We start from the raw sequence: 20,864 nt of genomic DNA, 5'->3' as shown, positions 1-20,864 counted from the left end.
GGCATCACATCAGGAAAGGGAGAACGGTGGCGCTTCGGAACCAGCGTCGGCCGAGGCCGTCGCACTGGCGGAATCCGCCTCCGGCGCCCATTGTCGCGCAAAGAAGGCCTGCACATCGGCCAATGCGCGGGTACGGCGGAAGGGCGGCAGTGAATCCAGGAAGATGCGGCCGTAGCCGCGCGAAAGCAGCCGCGGGTCGCACAGCACCAGCACGCCGCGGTCGGTCTCGCTGCGGATCAGCCTGCCCACGCCCTGCTTGAGCGCGATCACCGCCTGCGGCAGCTGTTCGTCGCGGAACGGATTGCCACCCTGGCGTCGGATCGCATCCAGCCGCGCTTCGAACACCGGATCATCCGGTGCGGCAAACGGCAGCTTGTCGATGACCACCACGCTCAGCGCGTCCCCCACCACGTCCACGCCTTCACGGAAGCTGGCCGCGCCCAGCAGCACGCCATTGCCGGACTCGCGGAAACGCTGCAGCAGGCTGGCGCGCGGCGCCTCGCCCTGCACGAACAGCGGCCATGGCCCATCGCGCAGCGCATCGGCGGCCTCACGCAGCGCCCGGTGCGAGGCAAACAACAGGAATGCCCTACCCTGCGATGCTTCGAGCACTGGTCGCAGGGTTGCAATCAAGGCAGCACCATAGCCACGCGCCGCCGGATCGGGCAGTTGCTGCGGCAGATAGCACAGTGCCTGCTGCTGCCAATCGAAGGGACTGGGCTGCACCAGCGTATCCGGGTCATCCAGCCCCAGGCGTTTGGCCAGATGGTCGAAGCCGCCATCCACGGTCAGCGTGGCCGAGGTGAACACCCAGGCCGCCATCGAGCGCAGACGGTGCTCGCGCAGCGGACCGGACACATCCATCGGCGTGCGTTGGCAGCGGAAGCCACGCGGGGTCAGCTCGTACCACAGCACATCGTTGCCATCATCGACGGGAAACAGCGAGTCACTTCCCGCTGGCAACGCCGGCGTCGCCTCCTCTCCCGGCGCGACCGCGACCTCATCGATATCCCACGCATCGACCGCGCCACCATCGCCGTCATCCAACCATCGCGACAGCCGTGACACGCCTTCCAGCGCGCGGGCATGGCAGGCATCCAGTCCGGGTGAGGCCTCGCGCACAAAGCTCAATGCATCGCGCAGCTGCGCCATCGCCGCAGCAACCGCATCAAAGCCTTCGGCTACCGCCGGCACTGCCAGGGCGCGCCAGCGGGTGCCGCGTTGCGGCAGTTTCTCCATTGCCTCGCGCAGTTCGCGCAGCGCCAACTCCAGCGTCGCCACCGGTTGTTGCAGGGTAGCCTGCGCACCCGCGACGCTGCGGCATTCGGCCAGGCAATCGCGTGCCAGCTCCTGCCACGGACGCATGCCGAACCCTTCACCAAAGAAGTTGGCGGCGAGCTCGGGCAGCTGGTGCGCCTCATCGATGACGAAAGCCTGCGCACCGGGCAGGATTTCGCCAAAGCCCTCCTGTTTCAGTGCCAGATCGGCGAGCAGCAGATGGTGGTTGACCACCACCAGGTCTGCTTCCTGCGCCCGCTGCCGCGCCTGCACGACGAAACAATCGCTCCAGAACGGGCAATCGCTGCCCAGGCAGTTGTCCACGGTCGAGGTGACCATCGGCAGCAGCGGTGAATCGTCAGGCAATCCATCCAACTCGGCCATGTCGCCGTATTGGGTACGGCCGGACCAGGTGAGGATGCGCTGGAACTGCGCTACCTGCTCGGTCGAGCTGAAGCGCGGCTCGCCGCGTGCCTGGTCCAGCCGGTAGCGGCACAGATAGTTCGCCCGCCCCTTCAGCAGCGCGGATCGATGACCGACGCCCAATGCGGCGCGCACGCGCGGCAGATCGCGGTGGTAAAGCTGGTCCTGCAGCGCGCGGGTACCGGTGGAGACGATGGTCTTCAAACCGGACAGCAAGGCCGGCACCAGATAGGCATAGGTCTTGCCGGTGCCGGTGCCGGCCTCGGCCAGCAGCACATCGCGTTGCTGCAAGGTCTCGGCGATTGCCCCGGTCAGGCGCAACTGCGCGGGCCGCGGCACGAAGGCATCAAGCTGGCGCGCGAGCGCGCCGCCTTCACTGAGTGCTTCGCAGCTGGCGGTGACTAGGGAGGACATGGCTTGAGCGTTGGGAATGGTGGATCGCGAACGGGGAATGGGGATGAACCGCACTCGGAACCTTGATCGCGCCACGGCAATGGCGGCGTCCACCTTCGCCCAGCGCTCAGACTTATCGATTCCCTATTCCCAACTCCCGATTCCCGGCACAAATCAAAAACGCTTGATTCCCGGCACCGTGCAGCCTTCGATCTGCGCGTGCGCGGAGACGGCGTTTTCCTTTTCGGCACGGGCCAGGCGCGATTGTTCGATGGTCGCCCAATGGCGACGGCACAGCGGACCGGTGCGCGAACCCAGATCCAGCGCTTTCTTGGCCAGGGTCTCGGCGCGCTGCCAGTCGGCCTGCAACAGGGCAACATCAGCCCGCTCCTGCAGGATGCCCGGGTCGTCCGTCACCTGCAGCAGCGCCTCGTTCAAGGCTTCGGCTGCGCCAGCCAGATCCCCGGCCTTGCGCTTGGCGATGGCGGCCTGGCGCAGGTCGTCCACCTGTGCATCGCGCAGCGGCTGCACCGACAACTCGGTGTCGTCGACGCCGGCAATGGCATCCACCGCTGCCAGGCGCTGTGCCGGCGTGGTGGTGTCAACAATCGCCGGCTTGGCCGGAGGCGCACTGATACAGCCGGCGAGTGACAAGGAGGCTGCAGCAGCAACCAGCGCATAGCGGATCAAGGACTTCGTGTTCATGGACTGGATTATCGCGCAGGCGTCTGCGCAGCGGGGGCCGCAGCCGGTTCAGGTTCCTTGCGATCCAGGCCCAGCCAGCCACGCCAGCCGCCGCCGGACTGCTCCTGCGTGCCTTCGCCGCCTTCTTCCAACGGCACTTCGGCCGGCAGTGCACACGGCACGTACTGCGGGGCATAGCCAACCACAAACGGGAAGCGACGCGCGCCCGGGCAGGATTCGTCGGTGGCATTGCTGCCCGCCGCTTCCACGTACTGCCAGTCCAGGCCCTTGTTGTTCACATGCAGGGCTTTGCTGGGCAGGTTGCGGAAGATTCCCGACCACACCCGCATCGCGCCGGAAGCACCAAACAGGCCGGTCTGCTCGTTCTGGTCGTTGCCCATCCAGATCACCGCCAGATGATCGCCGGTATAGCCGGCGTACCAGCTGTCACGACCGTCGTTGGAAGTACCGGTCTTGCCGGCTGCCTGCAGCCGCGACAGGCCTGCGGCGTTCAAGCCCGAGGCAGTACCACTGGAGACCACCTGCTGCAGACCGACACTGATCAGGTTGGCTGCGATCGAGTCGCCCTCCTGTGCCGGTGCCGGGCTCTTGTCGTAACGCTTGAGCAGCTTGCCCTGCGCATCGACCACACCACGCACCGCATGCAACGGTTGGATTTCGCCGCCGGAGGCAAGGAACTGGTACAGCTGGGCCATGCCATACGGGCTCTGGTCGGTGGAGCCAAGGATCACCGACGGATTGGACTCCGCCTTGAGGCCTGCCAGCACATTGATCAGTTGGGTCAGCCGTTCCGGCCCGACCTGCATGCCGACGCGCACGGTGGCCTGGTTGTAGGAGCGGGCCAGCGCATCGATCAACCGCACGGTGCCGTGGCTGCGGTTGTCGGCGTTGCCGGGCGTCCAGTTGCGGCCGCGGCTGAGTTTGACCGTGACCGGCGAGTCATCCACCCAACTGGCCAGCGAGAAGCGGTCCGGCTGGGCCAGCGCCAGCAGATAGACGAAGGGCTTGAGCAGCGAACCCACCGGCCGTTGCGCCTCGATGGCGCGGTTGAAGCCGGGCTCGGAGACATCGCGGCTGCCGACCACGGCCAGCACGTCACCGTTGTGGACGTCGGTGACCACCAGGCCGGTCTGCAGTTCCGGGCGACGCTTGTTTTCCAGCGCCTTGATGGTGTGTGCCACCGCACCCTCGGCATAGGCCTGGGCCGAGGGCGACATGCCGGTGAAGACATTCAGACCGGCGCCCTGCAGCACGCTTTCGGGATAGTCGTTGCCCAACTGCCGGCGGACCAGGTCGACATAGGCCGGGAAGCGGTTTGCCGCCGCAATACCCGCGGTCTTGGACACACCCAGCGGTGCCTTGAGGGCACGCTGGTACTCGGCGTCATCGATCAGCTTGTTCTCGTGCAGCTTGCCCAGCACGAAGTTGCGGCGATCCAGCGCGTTCTCGGGATTGCGCCGGGGGTCGTAGAACGACGGTCCCTTGACCAGACCGATCAGCAGCGCGATCTGCTCGCTGCTCAACGCGTTGAGGTCGCGGCCGAACCAGAACTCGGCACCGGAGGAGACGCCGTGGATGGCCTGCTTGCCACGCTGGCCCAGGTAGACCTGGTTGAGATAGGCCTCAAGGATGGTTTCCTTGTCGTAGCGCGCCTCCATGATCAGCGCGTACAACACCTCGTTGAACTTGCGGGTGAGCGTCTGCTCCTTGCCGATGCCAAGCAGGCCGCTGCGGGCCAGCTGCTGGGTCAGGGTGCTGGCGCCCTGCCGGGTCTCACCACCACTGCGGATGGTCACCCAGACCGCACGCGCGATACCGCTCAGGTCGATACCGTGATGGCGAGCGAAATCCTTGTCTTCCACCGCCTGCAGGCCGGTGACCAGCAGTTCCGGCACTTCGCGCACGCGCACCAGCCGGCGCTCTTCCTGCTTCTGCCCGTACAAGGTGGCGATACGCGCCGGATCCAACCGCGCAGCCTTCAGCGCCTTGCGGCTGCCGGCATCACGCAGGGAGGCCACCTGTCCACCCGACACGACCACGTCCACCTTGCGCGCGGCGACGTTGCCATCGACGTCGACATAGCCGCGACTGGAAATACTGAAACTGCCGCCCTGCACCTTGTAGGTGCCGGGGCTGTTGCCGGCGCCATCGTCCCGGTAACCGGACGCCGCCAACTCGGTCTTCAGGGTATTGGCGTTCATCGCCGTCCCCGGGCTGAGCACCAGCGGGCGCGCATAGACGCGGGTCGGGATCTGCCAACGCAGCTCACCAAAACGCTGGCTGACCTGACTGTTCAGGTACAGCGTATAGGGAATCATGAAGCCCAGCCCCAACGCGGCAGCGGCCAGTCCCCAGGTAATCAGGCGGCTCCGCCACACAGGGCTGTTGCCGTCGGTATCGTCGTCGAACTCGTCGGAATCGTGGCGTCGTGGCACAGGGATGCGAGAATGTGGTTTGTAATGAGTCTAACGCAGCCGCATCGCCGGGGGCGTTGGCTGTCAGTTCCCCGCTTAAGCTGGAGTTCCAAAGGAATGTCGATTTCGCTGGCCGATGCGCGCTACGCCGTCAACCGCATCGTCGGCCTGATACGCCGGGGCCTGGCCAGCCTGCGCACCCGGGGTTGGCGGGCGACCCTGCACCGGGTGGGCGTGCATACCCGGCGCCAGCCGCCCACCCAGCGCGAGCCGCTGTACGTCCCTGACAATGCTCCTTTTGCACCGTTCCGCGTGCCGCGCAGCGAGCGCCCGGCCGCCAGCATCGTCATCCCGGTCTACAACCAGTGCGCGCATACGCTGGCCTGCCTGCGCGCCCTGGCCGCGCATCCGCCTGTCGCCAGCTGCGAGATCCTGGTGATCGACGACGGCAGCAGCGACAGCACGTCGGCCTGGATGCAGCAGATCGAGGGGTTGCGCTACCACCTGCGGGCGCAGAATGGCGGCTTCATCGCGGCCTGCAACGATGGTCTGCGGCTCAGCCGCGGCGACTACGTGGTGCTGCTCAACAACGACACCATCCCGCAGCCCGGCTGGCTGGATGCGCTGCTGGACACCTTCAGCCATGTCCCCGAGGCCGGCCTGGTCGGCGCCCAGCTGTTGTATCCGGATGGTCGCCTGCAGGAATCCGGTGGTGTGGTGTTTGCCGATGGCAGCTGCTGGAGCTACGGTCGCTTCGAATCGGCCGAAGATCCCCGCTACAGCGCGCTGCGCGATGCCGACTATTGCTCCGGTGCAGTGTTGGCCATACCCAGGCTGTTGTTCGAAGAGCTGGGTGGCCTGGACAGCCGCTATGCACCGGCCTACTACGAGGACACCGACCTTGCCTTCAAGGTGCGCGCGGCCGGACGCCGCGTGCTGGTACAGCCCGCCAGCCGCGTCGTGCATGACGAAGGCACCAGCAATGGCACCGACACCCGCACGGGCGTCAAGGCCTATCAGGTCCGCAATCAAGCCGTATTCGCCGAGGTCTGGCGGGACGCCCTGGCCACACAGCCGGCACCCGGCAGCGTGCCGTCACCTGCATTGCTGCATCGCCACCAGCGGCAGATCCTGATCATCGATGAGTGCCTGCCACAGCCGGACCGCGACTCGGCCTCGCTGCGTCAGTTCAACCTGATCCGCATGCTGCTGGCAGAAGGTGCGCACGTGGTGTTCCTGCCTACCCGCGGGGAACCTGCCGGTCCGGCCAGTCGCGCCCTGCAGGCCATGGGCGTGGAAGTCTGGCACGCCCCCTTCCTCGATCGCGTGGGCAGTTGGCTGCGCGACAACGGCAAGCGTTTTGCGGTGGTCATGCTGGTGCGCTACCACGTTGCCAATGCCTGCCTGCCATTGCTGAAACAGTTCGCTCCGCAGGCACGCACCGTGTTCGATACCGTCGACCTGCACTACCTGCGCGAGCGGCGCGGCGCCGAACTGGCCCGCGACCAACGCCTGCTGCGCAGTGCCGAACGCACCCGCGCCAGCGAGTTGGCGGTCATGGCGGCCACCGATGTGACCTTGTTGGTCAGCGCGGCGGAAAAAGAACAACTGGCCACCGACGCGCCCCAGGTGCGGGTTGAACTCATCTCCAACCTGCATGAAGTTGCCGGCGCGGGCCAACGCTGGGCACAGCGGCATGACCTTGTCTTCGTCGGCGGCTTCCGCCATCCGCCGAATCTGGACGCGATGACCTGGTTCATCGGCGAAGTGTTTCCATTGATCCACGCACAACGCCCGGATATCCGCTTCCACTGCATTGGCGCCGATGTGCCCGACAGCATCCATGCACTGGCCGCCGGCAGCCCCGGCGTACAGGTGCATGGCTATGTACCGGATGTCGTGCCGTTCATGACCGGCATGCGCGTTGCAGTCGCACCGCTGCGCTTCGGTGCCGGGGTCAAGGGCAAGGTCAACCTGAGCATGGCCCATGGGCAACCGGTGGTCGCCACCACCTGTGGCGTGGAGGGCATGCACCTGCACGATGGCCAGGATGTGCTGGTCGCCGACGGCAGCCAGGCATTCGCCGCAGCGGTGCTGCGGCTCTATGACGACGAAGCGCTCTGGCAACGCCTGTCCGACAACGGCCTGGCAAATATCGCCAGGCACTTTTCGATGGATGCTGCACGCCAGGCGGTGCAGCGGGTGTTCTTCGACTCGCCCTGAACCTGCACCCCACCGCCTTCATCACCCGTTTCATGCATCAGGGTCCCGCCCACCACTGCAGCCGGGTGCAGACCCGATACAAAGCCATCTTGGCCGAATCGAGGGTGGCTGCGGTGAGGTCAGGACGACCGAGTGTTTCGCTCAAGCTGCCTGCCAATCCAGGCCCCTGCACCCGGAACACCAGGGCTGCCAATGCCTCCAGAAAACCCGGCTTGAAGGAGATCGCCGGGGTCATTGCCAGCAGTTGCATCAACTGCGTGATGACCCAGGGGCGTGAAATCCCGGAGGTGCGCAATGCGGGGTTGCCTCAGAAACGCCGTCGCATGCAACGCTGGCCGGCGACCTCAGCGAGGAGCAGGCACGCAACAGACTACGGGAAACCATCATCTGCCTGGTCAAACCCAGCAGATGAACCTTGGCCGCGCAGTCGCAGGCGACTGCGCGGTGCCAATCCGCGCAACAACTCTCAGCGATACACCGGATGGCGCCGACACAGCGCTGACACCTGCGCTCGCACCTCACCAACCACGCGATCAAGCCTGCCCGCCTCCAATCCATCCAACACATCGGCAACCAGATCGGCCAGTTGCTCGCACTCGGCGATGCCGAAACCGCGCGTAGTGACTGCCGGTGTGCCGATCCGCACACCCGAGGTCACGAACGGCGAGCGTGGGTCGTTCGGCACCGAGTTCTTGTTGGTGGTGATCCACGCACGGGCCAGCGCGGCGTCCGCCTCCTTGCCGGTGAACGGCTTGCTGGACAGGTCAAGCAGCATCAGGTGGTTGTCCGTGCCACCGGAAACGATGCGGTAACCACGCTGCTGCAGCACCGCCGCCATCGCCCGCGCATTGCGGATCACCTGCCGCTGGTAGGTCTTGAACCCGGGCTGCAACGCCTCCTTGAACGCAATCGCCTTGGCCGCGATCACATGCATCAAGGGCCCGCCCTGGATGCCCGGAAACACCGCCGAGTCCAATCGCTTGTTGAAATCCCCAGGCTGTCCCCTGCTGAGGATGATGCCGCCACGCGGCCCGCGCAGGGTCTTGTGCGTGGTACTGGTCACAACATGCGCGTGCGGCAGCGGATCCGGGTATTCGCCAGCAGCCACCAGGCCGGCGACATGCGCCATGTCCACCCAGAACACAGCGCCGACCTTGTCGGCGATGGCACGCATGCGCGCCCAGTCCTTGTGCCGCGAATACGCCGAGAAGCCCCCGATCAACAGCTTCGGGCGGCTTTCCATCGCGATGCGCTCCATCTGCTCGTAGTCGAGCAAGCCGGTCTGCGGGTCGAGACCATAAGGCACGATCCGATAGTGGCGGCCGGAAAAGTTGGAGGGATTGCCATGGGTCAGATGCCCGCCCTGTGCCAGGTTCATGCCCATCACCGTGTCCCCCGGCTTGGCCAGGGCCAGGAACACCGCCGCATTGGCCTGCGCACCGGCATGCGGCTGCACATTGGCATAGTCGCAGTCGAACAGCTGCTTGACCCGCTCGATGGCCAGACGTTCGGCCACATCCACGTACTCGCAGCCACTGTAATAGCGCTTGCCGGGGTAACCCTCGGCGTACTTGTTGGTGAATACCGAGTTCTGGACCGCCATCACCAACGGGCTGGCATAGTTTTCCGACGCAATCAGTTCGACATGATCGTGCTGACGGCGCGTCTCCGCCTGCAGCGCGCTGGCCAGTTCGGGATCGAAGTCGGCAAGATCGATGGGCGTGTCATACATGATGTGTGCTCCTGGACGTGGGTGGTTGACTGCAATCACTGGCCTTGCCCGGGCTTGGCGGCAGCGCGTCCAGCCAGGCTGCGAACACCGCCTGCGCCGCCGCTGGCAACGACGACGCCACGGCAGCGGCCTGGCAGCGCAAGCGCCGCGGATCGATGCCGGACTGGCTGAGCTCACAGGCATGTCCGATCAACCAGCGCTCGATCTGCTGCGGTTGCGCTTCCAGGTGGCATTGCAATGCAAGCACGTGCCGCCCGACGCTGAATGCCTGGTTCGCACACAGCGCGGTTCCCGCCAGGGGGATCGCTCCGTCCGGCAGCTCGAAGCGATCACCATGCCAATGCAGCACCGGCACTCCTTGCAGGCCGGCCAGCACGGATGCCTGGCCTTGCGCGCTCAAGGTCAGTGGCGCGAAACCTATTTCCGTGAAACCCATGTCCCCTACGCGCGCACCCAATGCACGGGCGATCAGCTGTGCACCCAGGCAGATGCCCAGCAGTGGCCGTTGCTGCTGCAGTTGCCGTTCGATCAGCGTGAGCTCGTCAAGCAGGAAGGGATGCAGCTGCTCGTCGAAAGCGCCGATCGGCCCGCCCAGCACCACCAGCAGGTCAGCCAGCGCGGCATCGCGCAGGTCGTCCGTGCCGGCATCCAGATAGCGCAGTGTGTAACCACGCTCCAGCAGCAGCGGCTGCAAGCTGCCCAGATCTTCAAAATGCAGATGGCGAATGGCAAGGGCGGTCTTCATCGGGCCAATGCCCCGCTGTCATCGCCGGTGGGCCAGTAATGGCTGTCCGGCAAGGGCCGCGCGCCGAATATCGCCTGACCGACACGGACTACCGTGGCACCTTCTTCGATCGCGATCTCGAAGTCGCCGGACATGCCCATCGACAGTTCGTCCAGCGTGATGCCCGCCGGTGCATCCTGGCGCAGGCGATCGCGCAGTTCACGCAGGCGTACGAAGCAGCGACGCACATGCTCGGCCTCGGCCGAGAACAGGGCCAGGGTCATCAGGCCACGCACGCGCAAGCAGGGATAGGCAGCCAGCGCCTTGAGGCAGGCTGCCACCGCGTCCGGTTCCAAGCCGTACTTGCTGGCTTCGCCCGAAGTATTCACCTGTACGTACACATCCAGCGATCGCCCCTCCAGCTGCAGCCGGCGCTCCAGTGCTTCGGCCAACCGCAGACTGTCCAGCGCCTGGAACTCACTGGCGAAACGGGCCACGAGCTTGGCCTTGTTGGTCTGCAGATGGCCGATCACCGACCAGCGCATATCCTCCAGATCCTGCATTGCCTGCCATTTGCCCGCTGCCTCCTGCACCTTGTTTTCGCCGAACAGGCGACATCCTGCGGCATGGGCCAGGCGCAGGCTGGCCTCGGGCTTGGTCTTGCTGACCGGCAACAGCCTGACCTGCGCGGGGTTCCTGCCCACGCGCACGCACGCTGCATCCATACGTGCGCGCACCGCGGCCAGATTGCGACGGAAATCCTCGACCGTCGTCGCCTGCGGATAGCGTCCATGACGTGCGTGCTGGGTCGGGGTCGGGGTCGGGGTCAGAGTCAGTGAAGGGAGGCGGGAACTGGATGAGGGTTCAGACATTGGCCTGCTCCTGTTCGCCAGTGCCGGTCCGGGATGACAGATGGGCGCGTGACCAGCGCCCATGCAGCAGCGCGTGCGCGATCAAGCCGATGAACAATCCCCAGAACGCGCCACCGATGCCTAGCAGCGTGATGTTGGCCGCGGCTGCCAGGAAGGTGATCAGCGCCGCTTCGCGGCTGGCCGGTTCGGCCAGCGCGGTGGCCAGGCTGGCGGCAATCGTGCCCAGCAATGCCAGTCCGGCCAGGGTGGCAATGAAGGTCGCCGGAAGCGCCATGAACACTGCGGCCAAGGTCACTCCGAACACCCCGACCAGGATGTAGCACAGCCCCGCCGCAACCCCCGCCACCCACCGCCGCGCGGGATCTTCATGTGCTTCGCGGCCGGTGGCGATGGCTGCGGTGATCGCGGCGATGTTGAAGGCATGCGAACCGAATGGGGCCATCAGCAGGGAGCCAAGGCCGGTGACCGCCACGATGGGATTGGCGCTGGTGCGGAAGCCGTCGTTACGCAGCACCAGCATGCCCGGCATGTATTGGCCGGTCAGGGTGATCAGGAACAAGGGCAGCGCCACGCTGAGCAGGGCATTGAACGAAAACGCGGGCACGGTGAAGACCGGCCTGGCCAACTGCAGTGACACGCCCGAAAGATCCAGCCGTCCCTGCCCCCAGAGCAGGGCCAGCCCCAGCAGCAGGATGCCGACGATGGCGTAGCGGGCGCTGAAACGCTTCAGCAGCAGATAGCCGAGGATGAGCAGAGTGGCCAGCAGCGGATCGACCGCGAGCCCGGCAAACGCCCGTGTACCGAACTGCAGCAGGATGCCGGCCAGCAGGCCCGCGGCCACCCCGACCGGAATCAACCGGATCAGGCGATCGAACCACCCCGACAGGCCCAGCACCACGAACGCAGCGGCGCTGATCAGGTAGGCGCCGATGGCCTGGTTGTAGGGCGTGGTCGCCAGCGCCGTCACCAGAAAGGCGGCTGCGGGCGTGGACCATGCGGTGATGATCGGCTCGCGGCTCAACCAGCTCAACAGCAGGCCACTTGCGCCGACCCCGATGGACAGCGACCACACCCAGGACGCGGTGAGCTCGGGGCTGAGCCCGGCCACCTTGGCCGCCTGGAAGACCAGGATGAAGGTGCCACCGTAATTGACGATCACCGAGACCAGACCCGCGACGATGGGATGGATCAGGTCAGCCGGGCGGATGGCCCGGGAGCAGGCAGCGGACGGCATGGCGAAGTTCGGACTCCTGGTGGTGGCCGGCGACGGGCCTGCCGGGTCCGTTTTTATAGACGTAGAATGGACTGATATACCCAGCCACTTTACCGACAGAGGCCAGACCAATTGTTCAAGCACGCGCAGCTTGAGTCAGTGAAAGCCTGGGTCGTCGACCCGGCGCAGCGCAGCCTGCCCCTGCACGTGCGCATCCAGCGCGCGGTGCGCCAGCTGATCCTCGATGGCGCGCTGGATGCCAGCAGGCCGCTGCCGGCCTCGCGCACCCTGGCGGGCTCGTTGGGCGTCTCCCGCGACACCGTGGAGGCGGCGTACGGCCAGTTGCACGCCGAAGGCTTCATCGAACGCCGGGTTGGCAGTGGCAGTTTCGTCGCCGACGGCGCACGTCGCCTGGGCGGACGCGGCACCTCCCGCCGCACTGCGCCTGGAACACAAACGCTGCGACTGAGTCGACGCGGCGCGGCCATGTACCGCAACGGCGGGGTGCGCGATTTCATCGCGCCGCGGCCATTCGTCCCGGGCGTACCGGAGACCCGCAATTTCCCCTTGTCGACCTGGGAGCGGCTGCAACGCCAGGTACTCAAGGAATGGGGCAGCGCCGCCCTGCTGCACAGTCCGCCGCAGGGCATGGCAGCGTTGCGGGAAGCGATCGCCGACTACGTCAACCTGGAGCGCGGTGCCCACGCCAGCCCGGAGCGGGTGCTGGTGGTGACCAGCTCGCAGCAGGCATTGAGCCTGTGCGCGAGCGTGCTGCTGGACCCCGGCGAGGGCATCTTCATTGAAGACCCGGCCTACCATGGCGCGCGCAAGGCCTTTGATGCGGCCGGCCTGGACAGCATTCCCGTGCCCGTGGATGCCGACGGCATGCAGGTGGAACGGCTGCACCAGGCCACGCAGCCGGCCAGGGCCGCGTTCCTGACCCCTTCGCACCAGTTCCCCAGCGGAGCGACGCTGGCATTGGCGCGGCGCCTGGAGATCATCGAATGGGCCCGCCAGCAGCAGGCCTGGATCATCGAAGACGACTACGACAGCGAGTTCCATTACGCCGGCAGGCCGATGGCCTGCGTGCAGGGGTTGGATCCACACCAGCGCACGATCTACATCGGCACCTTCACCAAGTCGCTGTTCCCCGGCCTGCGCATCGGCTTCATGATCCTGCCGACCGAGCTGGTCGCACCGATGACCATTGCCCGCACCCTGCTGGATGGGCATAGCGCACCGATCCCGCAGCTGACCTTGGCGCGTTTCATGCAGGGCGGGCATTTCGGCGCGCATGTGCGCGCCATGCGCGCGCTGTATTGCGAACGGCGCGACGTGCTGGCGGCGCTGGTGCGCCGGCACCTGAAGGACTTCGTCCAGCCGCGTGTACCCGATGGCGGCATGCAGATGCCCTGCGTTTTCATCCGCGACATCCCGGAGCAGCGCGCCATCGATGCTGCGCGCCGTGCCGGGATCGATCTGCTCGGGCTGAGCGCCCTGCACGCGTCCAGTGCGACCGCGACAGCCGGCTTTCTGATGGGGTTCGCCGCACACTCGCCAGCCGAACTTGAGGTCGCGGTGAAAAAACTCGCACAGGTGTTGCGGCAGATCACCCGCTGAAGACCGTGTAGCGAGACAGCGAACACGGCGCAATACACGCCGTTCGCCAGCGCGCAGCTGCGCTGCACATCTTGCCGGGAGCGCCCCAGCGCGGAATGGACTCGACGCTATCAGGCCTGCGCAGACCTGCAGAGACCTTGCCGCCAGCGCGCGACCGCACCGTGTTCAGCGCAAGGCGTTGCGCACGCGCTCGCTGAAACCGGCAATCTCCGGCGTGGCCGGATCGATCTGCTGCGCCTGCGCCAGCGCCTGTTCGGCGAACGCGGTATCACCGCCGCCCAGACGCTCACTGCCCACCGCGATCCAACGCTGTGCCAGGCGCCGGCGCGCCGCTGCCAATGCCGGATCGGTCGGCGCCAGCGCCTGCCATGCATCCAGGCAGGTACGCGCCGCGCGCAGGCGGTTGCCGCGCAGGTTGTCGTCCAGGCAGGTGCGCGCGGCAGGCAGGATTCTTGCCGCCGCACGCCTGACCCGTGGGTCCTGCGGCGCCAGCGCCTGCGCCGCCTTGAAGCGGTCGTAGGCGCTGCTGCCCGGTGGCAGCAGCCACTGTTGGCGGGCCTCGGCCTCGTCCAGCTGCTTGAGCAACGCCTTCAAGCGGCGTTCGCGTTCGGCGGCGCTGACCGGTACTTCCATCGATTGCCGAGCCTGCCGTGCGCGTTGCACAGCCTGCTCGGCCGCTGCCAGCTCGACGCTGTCAGGTGCCAGTTCGCGCGCATGCTGAAGGGCACGATCGGCCGCCTCAAACTGGAAATCCGCTGCCAGACGCGCGGCTTCCTGCACCTGTGCATGGGCAATGCGCTGCAGGCCCTGGCGTGCGGCCGGGTCCTCGCCCGCTGCCAATACCTGTTGGAACGCGCTGGCGGCACGCTGCAGGCGACCGCGCGCCAGATCGCGTTCACCCTGCTGCCGTCGCTGCTCCAATGCGGCATTCATCACCGCCTTCACCGCTGGCAGATTGGCGTGACCGGCGTCATAACGCTCCACGCGTTGCAGCAAGTCCGCGGCAGCGGCGAGGTCGCCGCGATCCGCCGCCCGCGTCGCCTGGGTCAACAGATCGGACAGTACTTCATCGCGTCCTTCCAGTGCCTGCATCTTGTCGGGCTGCAGTGCCAGCACGCGCTGGTACAACGGCAATGCCGCGTCCGCTGCATCGTCCAGCCGGCCCTGCGCCTGTGCTGCCTCGGCCTGCTGCAACAGCTGTTCGATCCCGTCATGCCCACGCACTGCCTGTTGCAGCTGGGCCGCAAGCAGATCGATATCCGCTGATGGGGCCTGCAGTTCCCGCGCCAGCGCCAGGCTCTGCGCCGCGGCCTCGCGGTCGCCGGCCTGCAACTGCCGGCGCGCCTGTGCCAGCGCGGCCTGTGCGGTCTGCGCCAGCGCATTGCGGATGTCGCTGCGGTCCGGGTCCAGCGCGGCGGCCGCCTCGAACAATTCGCGCGCACCGTGCCCGTCGGCAGCACTCAAACGCCCTTCGCGCAGCGCCGAACGACCATCATCAAGCAGCTTCTGGATCTTGGTTTCCGGCCACAGCCAATCGGCCAGCGGCTGTCGGAACAGCGCCAGTACCAGTGCCAAGCCCGCCACGCCAATGGCAATCGACCGCCAGGCACGCGGACTGTTCCAGCCACGTGCCACCCACCAGCGCCCGTACAGCCGCAGCTTGTCGCCGAATGTCTCCAATCCCTGTTGGCCGCGCTGACGCCAGTTCTCCATGCGCCAAGCTTACCTATCCCAGCCTTCGCGCATCATCCACGCCGGGCAAGGCATCCAGCTTGCCCAGCAGGGTGGAGAGTTGGCCGTAGTCGTTGACCTTCAAACGCAGGCGCAGCTGCACCCGCCCGCTCTCGCGCAGGTTGTCGCTGTTGATCTCCAGTACATAGGCATCTTCCTGCGCGATCAGGTTGGTGATGTCCTTCAACAGCCAGCGCCGGTCCACCGCGCGCACCATCACGTCCACCTCGTAACCGGAACCGGTCCGCCCCCATTCCACCGGCAGCACCCGCTCCGGATGCGCGGCGGACAGGCGTGCCAGCGAGGCGCAATCCATGCGATGCACGGTGACGCCACGGGTACGGGTCAGGTAACCGGTGATCGGCTCCCCCGCCACCGGCTGGCAGCAGCGCGCCAGCTGCACCAGCAGGTTACCCACGCCCTGCACGGTGAAATCGGATTTGCCGATGCTGCCACGGCGTGCGGTTGGCCGTGGCAGCACGGGCGCCGCGGGTTGCGATGCGGCCTTCTCCGCTTCCAGCAGGGCGCGACTGACCTGGTTGGGGCCGGTGTCGCCAAGCGCTACCTGGATGTAGAGATCGTCCACGCTGTCGGCGTGGAATTTGCGCGCCGCCACCATCAGGTCCGAATGCTGCAGACCCAGCCGCTTCAACTCGCGGTCCAGCAGTTCGCGGCCGGCCTGCACGTTGCGGGCACGGTCGAGTTTGTGGAACCAGTTGCGGACCTTCTCGCGCGAACGGCTGCTGGCGAGGAAGCCATTGGATTGCAGCAGCCAGTCGCGGCGTGGATCGGCCTCCTTGCCGGTGAGGATCTCGACGCGGTCGCCGCTGCGCAGGCGGTAGGTCAGCGGCACGATGCGGCCATTGATCTTGGCCCCGCGGCAGCGGTGACCGACCATGGTGTGCACGTGGTACGCGAAATCCAGCGGCGTGGCTCCGGCCGGCAAGTCCATCACCTCGCCCTTGGGGCTGAGCGCATAGACGCGGTCTTCGACCAGCTCGGCATCCAGCGCGCCGGCCAGGTCATCCGGACTGCCCGGATCCTGCGCCTGCTCCAGCAGTTGCCGCATCCAGGTGATCTTGCGGTCGAAGGCCTTCTCCGCGCCCTTGCCGCCTTCCTTGTACTTCCAGTGCGCAGCCACGCCCAGCTCGGCCTGCGCATGCATCTCGTGGGTGCGTATCTGCACCTCGATCGTGCGTCCTTCCGGGCCGATCACCGCCGTATGCAGTGATCGGTAGTCGTTGGCCTTGGGCCGGGCGATGTAGTCGTCGAATTCACTGGGGATGGGTGTCCACAACGCATGCACGACACCCAATGTGGCGTAGCAGGCACCCACATCATCCACCATCACCCGCACCGCACGCAGGTCGTACAGCTGCTCGAAGGCCAGCTGCTTCTTCTGCATCTTCCGCCAGATGCTGTAGATGTGCTTGGGCCGGCCGCTGACTTCGCCGCGGATACCCTGCTCGGCCAGGGCCGCCGACAGCTTGTTCTTCACCGTTTCCACGTAGCGCTCACGCGCGATACGGGTTTCGTCGACTTCGCGGGCGATGTGACGGTAGGTTTCCGGGTCCAGGAAGCGAAACGCAAGGTCTTCCAGTTCCCATTTCAGCTGCCAGATACCAAGCCGGTTGGCCAACGGCGCGTGGATGTCGCGGGTCAACTGGGCCAGCGCACGGCGCTCTTCGGCCGGCAACTTGTCGGCGGCGCGCATGCAGGCCAGCTGCCGGGACAGCAGGATCGGCACCACCCGCAGGTCGTGGATGATCGACAGCAACAACCGGCGCAGGCCTTCGCTGTTGCGGCCGGCATCGCGGCCGGCGTGCAGCGCCCACACCTGGTCGGCGGCCTCCTGGCCATCCAGCAGCCCGCTGACAGCTGCCGCACCCGCGCCCAGCGGCAATTCGGCCGCGCGCGCGCGCAAGCCCGGCAGGTCGAACAACAGCGCCGCGACAATCACGCTTTCATCGGCCGATAGCAGCGCCAGTGAATCCAGGGTATCGGCGAGTACCGGCCAGGACAGGCGCGGTGACACATCCGTGTCCGGCTGCTGCCAGCTGGCCAGCAAGGCCTCGCGCAGCGGCTCGGACAGGGCGCGGGTGGAGGCGCGCTGCAGCAGCGCGGCCAGACCGGGGGTGGGGGAACTGTTCACAGCATTCAATTGCGGGCGGTTGCCCCTACACTAGCGCCCACCCTCTCTGGGAACAATGTTCATGAAGCTGCCCCGCCTTGCTGTCCTGCTTGCCGTCACCGCTTTATCGTCCTTCCCGTTCACCGAAGCACGCGCGCAACGCGTGGTAGAGGGGGACCTGCAGCAACAGATGTCCGCTGCCGAATTCCATGCCGCCGGCTTGAACAAGCTCAGCGCCGAAGAACTGGTCACGCTCAACAACTGGTTGCAGGGCAAGGTGGCGCAGGCCGCCAGCGTTGCCGTGGAGCAGGCGCGCGAAGAAGGCCGCCAGGAAGTGATCGTCAAGAATCGCGGCTTCTATGACTTCGGTTCCAAGGACCCGATCGAGGCGGTGCTGGAAGGTGAATTCCGCGGCTTCAGCAAAGGCCGCCAGTACACCCTGGACAATGGCCAGATCTGGGAACAGACCGACGACACCGGCGCCAGCGGTGTGCGCAAGCAAGCCCCCAAGGTACGCATCACCCCTGGCCTGATGAACGTGTGGTACCTGCAGATCGACGGGCTCAATACCCGTGCCAAGGTCCGCCGCACCAAGTAAACGCGACCGCTCCGCCCCGGCCGGGATGGCCGGGGACGCTGTCTTCCCCTTCGATACTCCGAGCCCGCTGCCCCATGCGCTTACTCGTCCTGACCCTGTCCTTGCTGTTGCTTCCGGCCAGCGCCGCCGCGCAGGTGTACAAGTGCAAGGGAAAATCCGGGGAGACCATGTATTCCGAGCATCCCTGCGATGCGCGCGCCGAGCCGATGAAGCTGCGCGAGCAGGCGGCAGCAGGCGGCGCGGCATCCGGCGGCACCACGGCAAGCCCGCCGGCCGGGGCGCTGCCCGCCAGCGCGACACCCTCCGAGGCGCTGGAAGCCGAACGCAGCTGCATCAGCACCGCCACCGCGTCCATCTATGGCTCGTCCAATGACCGTGTCGGCACGCTGCAACAGCAGATGAGCATGCTCAACGAGCAACTGGCACAGGCAACGGATGCGCAACGCAGCCAGGCGCTACGGCAACGGATGGCAACCTTCCGCCAGGCCATCAGCCGCGAACATGCCAGTGCACATACGCAGATGAACACCGCCCGCCGTGCCTGCGCCCAGCAGCACCGCCCGGGCGCCACCATCACCCGCTGAACGCAGCCCCCTCAACTGCGCAGCGCTGCCACCCGCTGCGCCAGCTTCTTGGCCGAGATGCCGGAACGGAAGCCCAGTTCCTGCGCGAACAGCGACACCCGCAACTCCTCGATATCCCAGCGCAGGGCCGCCCACTGCGGACGCTGGGTCAGTCCCTGCACGCGCGCTTCCTGCAACGCATCGACGAAAGGCTTGAGCTCCAGCATGCGCGCCTGGTCACGCGGTGGATCACGCTTCGCCCGTTCGGCGCGCAGGATCATCGCCTTCAGATAGCGCGGGAACTGAGCCAGCGCATCGGCGGGGGTCTCGCGCAGGAAACCGGCATGTACCAGACCCGCCAGCTGCGCCTGCATGTCGTCCAGGTTGCCGCGCGCCCAGCCCATCAACGGGGACTCCAGCTGCGGCTTCAGTTCACCGACCAGGCCGAGGATGCTTTCGGCCAGCTTGAGCCGTTCCATCGCCTCGCCGAACAGGCGCTTGCCAGCATCGGCGCAGCGTTGCTGGAACGCCTCGGGTGTGCGGATCAGTTCCAGTCCCTCCGCCAGTACGGCGTTCAGCGCCGCATCCACCAGATCACCGCGCAGGCGCTCCTGCGACTCGATGGCCGCGTACAACAAGCCGGTCTTGGGCGACACCGGCAACTGTTTGCGCGCCTGCTTGAGCTTGTCGGCCAGGGCGATCTCCAACAGACGGCGTACGCCCTGCGGATGCACCAGTGCGGCTTCGTTCCTGTCGGCGAAGATGCGCAACGCAGCCGCATCGCCCGTGTCCACCAGCGCCGGATAGGCCGGCACCCCGGCTTCACCCGGAACCTGTTCGGGAATGGCTGTGGCCGGAAACTCGCGCAGACCTTCGGCCGCCAGCGCGGCACCAGCGCGTGCGGCAAATGCGCTGCCGGCACGTTCGCCAAAACGCGCACGCAGCGCGTCCAGATCACGCGACATCGCCAGCAGCTTCATGCCGTCCTTGCCAGCACCCTGGGCCGCTTTGCCGCGTGCCGCAGTGGCAGTTGTCACTTCAAACAAGCGCAGGTTCATGCGCAGGTGCGGGTCCAGCGAATCAAGGTCGAAATCCGTCGCTGCCACCGTCGCGCCGGTAGTCTTGGACAGGAACCGCGCCAGCTCGCCACGGATGTCATCGGCCGAGGGTTGCGGCCAGGCTTCGGCAAATGCACGCCCGAAATCCGGTGCCGGCACGTAGTTGCGGCGCATCGCCTTGGGCAGGCTGCGGATCAAGGCCGAGGCCTTGTCGGCGACAAAGCCTGGCGCCAGCCACGACAGCCGCGCCGGGTCCAATGCATTGAGCAGATGCAGGGGCACATCAAGGGTGACGCCATCGTCCTCGCTGCCCGGCTCGAAGCGGTAGTGCATCGCCAGGCGCGCATCGCCCAGCGGGAAATACTTCGGGTAGCGATCCTGCTCACTCCCCTCACCCGGCAGCAGGTCGGTCAATGACCAGTGCAGGCTGCGGCGTTGCTCCGTTGACAGTGCCTTCCACCAGCCATCGAGCAGATTGGCCGAGTGGATATGCGAAGGCACCCGGTCCAGGTACCAGCGCGCCTGCCAGTCCTCATCGGCAACGATGCCGGCACGGCGCAGCTTGGCCTCCTCTTCGCGCGCCTGCTCCAGCAGCTTCATGTTGTCGGCGACAAAGCCGGCGCGGGTGTTGATCTCGCCCGTCACCAGTGCCTGCCGCACGAAGATGTCATGCGCTTCGCCGGGATTGATCCTGCCGTAATGCACGGGCTTTTTCGGTGCCAGCACCAGCCCGAACAGGCTGATCTGTTCCGACGCCAGCACCTGGCCCTGGGCCCGCGACCAATGCGGATCGAAGTGCTTGCGCGCCAGCAGATGCGGCAACTCGGCGATCACCCAGTCCGGCTCGATGGCGGCGTTGGTCATGCCCCATACGCGCGCCGTATCCAACAGCGTGGCACTGAGCACCCACGGCGGCGGGCGCTTGGCCAGCGCCGAGCCCGGGAACAGGTGGAAGCGACGCTGGCGCGGCGCCTGGAAGTCCCCCTTGTCGGTGCGGTGGCCAATCTGGGTCGGCAGGCCAGCCAGCACCGCGCGGTGCAGCGTCTGGTAGGCGGCGATACGCACCTTGTCCGGGACGGAATTGGAACCGGGTTTTAAAACCGCGTTGGGGGAAGGGGGGGACCGCACGATGTTTTGCCCCCCCAAGGACCAATGAGAAGACCCACCCGGAGCCACCGGAATATAA

Annotated in this window: 14 protein-coding genes and 1 pseudogene; 4 read left to right on the top strand and 11 right to left on the bottom strand. The window is 66.5% G+C overall.

Annotated elements, in window-relative coordinates; translation table 11 throughout:
* Positions 1-9: 9 nt before the first annotated feature.
* From yoaA to mrcB, 3 genes are all read right to left on the bottom strand, one after another.
* Positions 10-2,115, bottom strand: a complete 2,106-nt coding sequence (gene yoaA / locus AC1VXC_RS10985) for a DNA repair helicase YoaA (protein ID WP_481538625.1) — start codon at positions 2,113-2,115, stop codon at positions 10-12.
* Between the two features lie 153 nt (positions 2,116-2,268).
* Positions 2,269-2,799 (bottom strand): tetratricopeptide repeat protein, encoded by a 531-nt coding sequence (locus AC1VXC_RS10980; protein WP_313493060.1) that lies wholly within the window; start codon positions 2,797-2,799, stop codon positions 2,269-2,271.
* Between the two features lie 8 nt (positions 2,800-2,807).
* On the bottom strand, positions 2,808-5,234 hold the full coding sequence (gene mrcB, locus AC1VXC_RS10975; RefSeq protein ID WP_313172879.1) for a penicillin-binding protein 1B: 2,427 nt from the start codon (positions 5,232-5,234) through the stop codon (positions 2,808-2,810).
* A 96-nt stretch (positions 5,235-5,330) separates the two neighbouring features.
* Between mrcB and AC1VXC_RS10970 the strand changes: the two genes are divergently transcribed.
* Positions 5,331-7,436, top strand: a complete 2,106-nt coding sequence (locus AC1VXC_RS10970; RefSeq protein WP_481538624.1) for a glycosyltransferase — start codon at positions 5,331-5,333, stop codon at positions 7,434-7,436.
* A 37-nt stretch (positions 7,437-7,473) separates the two neighbouring features.
* Here the strand turns inward: AC1VXC_RS10970 and AC1VXC_RS10965 are convergent, their stop codons facing one another.
* The 5 genes from AC1VXC_RS10965 to AC1VXC_RS10945 form a co-directional block, all read right to left on the bottom strand.
* Entirely contained in the window at positions 7,474-7,731 is a 258-nt protein-coding gene (locus AC1VXC_RS10965; protein ID WP_482995044.1) for a hypothetical protein, read from the bottom strand.
* A 171-nt stretch (positions 7,732-7,902) separates the two neighbouring features.
* On the bottom strand, positions 7,903-9,168 hold the full coding sequence (glyA, locus tag AC1VXC_RS10960; RefSeq protein ID WP_481538622.1) for a serine hydroxymethyltransferase: 1,266 nt from the start codon (positions 9,166-9,168) through the stop codon (positions 7,903-7,905).
* Positions 9,161-9,913, bottom strand: coding sequence for a glutamine amidotransferase (locus tag AC1VXC_RS10955; protein WP_481538621.1), 753 nt, complete (start codon positions 9,911-9,913; stop codon positions 9,161-9,163). The genes glyA and AC1VXC_RS10955 overlap by 8 nt, the downstream gene beginning before the upstream one ends.
* Positions 9,910-10,764 (bottom strand): YggS family pyridoxal phosphate-dependent enzyme, encoded by an 855-nt coding sequence (locus tag AC1VXC_RS10950; protein WP_481538620.1) that lies wholly within the window; start codon positions 10,762-10,764, stop codon positions 9,910-9,912. The genes AC1VXC_RS10955 and AC1VXC_RS10950 overlap by 4 nt, the downstream gene beginning before the upstream one ends.
* On the bottom strand, positions 10,757-11,998 hold the full coding sequence (locus tag AC1VXC_RS10945; RefSeq protein WP_313172874.1) for a benzoate/H(+) symporter BenE family transporter: 1,242 nt from the start codon (positions 11,996-11,998) through the stop codon (positions 10,757-10,759). The genes AC1VXC_RS10950 and AC1VXC_RS10945 overlap by 8 nt, the downstream gene beginning before the upstream one ends.
* A gap of 138 nt (positions 11,999-12,136) precedes the next feature.
* Between AC1VXC_RS10945 and pdxR the strand changes: the two genes are divergently transcribed.
* Positions 12,137-13,597 carry a MocR-like pyridoxine biosynthesis transcription factor PdxR gene (gene pdxR / locus AC1VXC_RS10940; protein ID WP_481538619.1) on the top strand — a complete coding sequence of 487 codons (1,461 nt, stop codon included), beginning with the start codon at positions 12,137-12,139 and terminating at the stop codon, positions 13,595-13,597.
* Positions 13,598-13,762: 165 nt separating this feature from the next.
* On the opposite strand, the gene AC1VXC_RS10935 is transcribed toward pdxR, so the two are convergent.
* Together AC1VXC_RS10935 and AC1VXC_RS10930 are read right to left on the bottom strand one after the other, a co-directional pair.
* The gene (locus tag AC1VXC_RS10935) at positions 13,763-15,310 is read right to left on the bottom strand and encodes a tetratricopeptide repeat protein (RefSeq protein WP_481538618.1); all 1,548 of its coding nucleotides are present in this window, start codon (positions 15,308-15,310) and stop codon (positions 13,763-13,765) included.
* Positions 15,311-15,323: 13 nt separating this feature from the next.
* Positions 15,324-17,480, bottom strand: a complete 2,157-nt coding sequence (locus tag AC1VXC_RS10930; RefSeq protein WP_481538617.1) for a RelA/SpoT family protein — start codon at positions 17,478-17,480, stop codon at positions 15,324-15,326.
* A 55-nt stretch (positions 17,481-17,535) separates the two neighbouring features.
* On the opposite strand from AC1VXC_RS10930, the gene AC1VXC_RS10925 reads away from it, so the two are divergent.
* Both AC1VXC_RS10925 and AC1VXC_RS10920 read left to right on the top strand, forming a co-directional pair.
* Entirely contained in the window at positions 17,536-18,057 is a 522-nt protein-coding gene (locus AC1VXC_RS10925; protein ID WP_481538616.1) for a hypothetical protein, read from the top strand.
* Between the two features lie 74 nt (positions 18,058-18,131).
* A complete protein-coding gene (locus tag AC1VXC_RS10920; RefSeq protein ID WP_481538615.1) occupies positions 18,132-18,641 on the top strand; it encodes a DUF4124 domain-containing protein in 510 nt (169 codons plus the stop codon).
* An 11-nt stretch (positions 18,642-18,652) separates the two neighbouring features.
* Here AC1VXC_RS10920 and AC1VXC_RS10915 read toward each other — a convergent pair.
* Positions 18,653-20,743, bottom strand: a pseudogene (locus AC1VXC_RS10915) (DUF3418 domain-containing protein); the annotation flags it as partial.
* Between the last annotated feature and the right edge of the window lie 121 nt (positions 20,744-20,864).

The sequence above is a fragment of the Stenotrophomonas sp. STEN033 genome (genome assembly GCF_056856655.1).
This window is presented reverse-complemented; position numbering and strand designations above follow the sequence as displayed.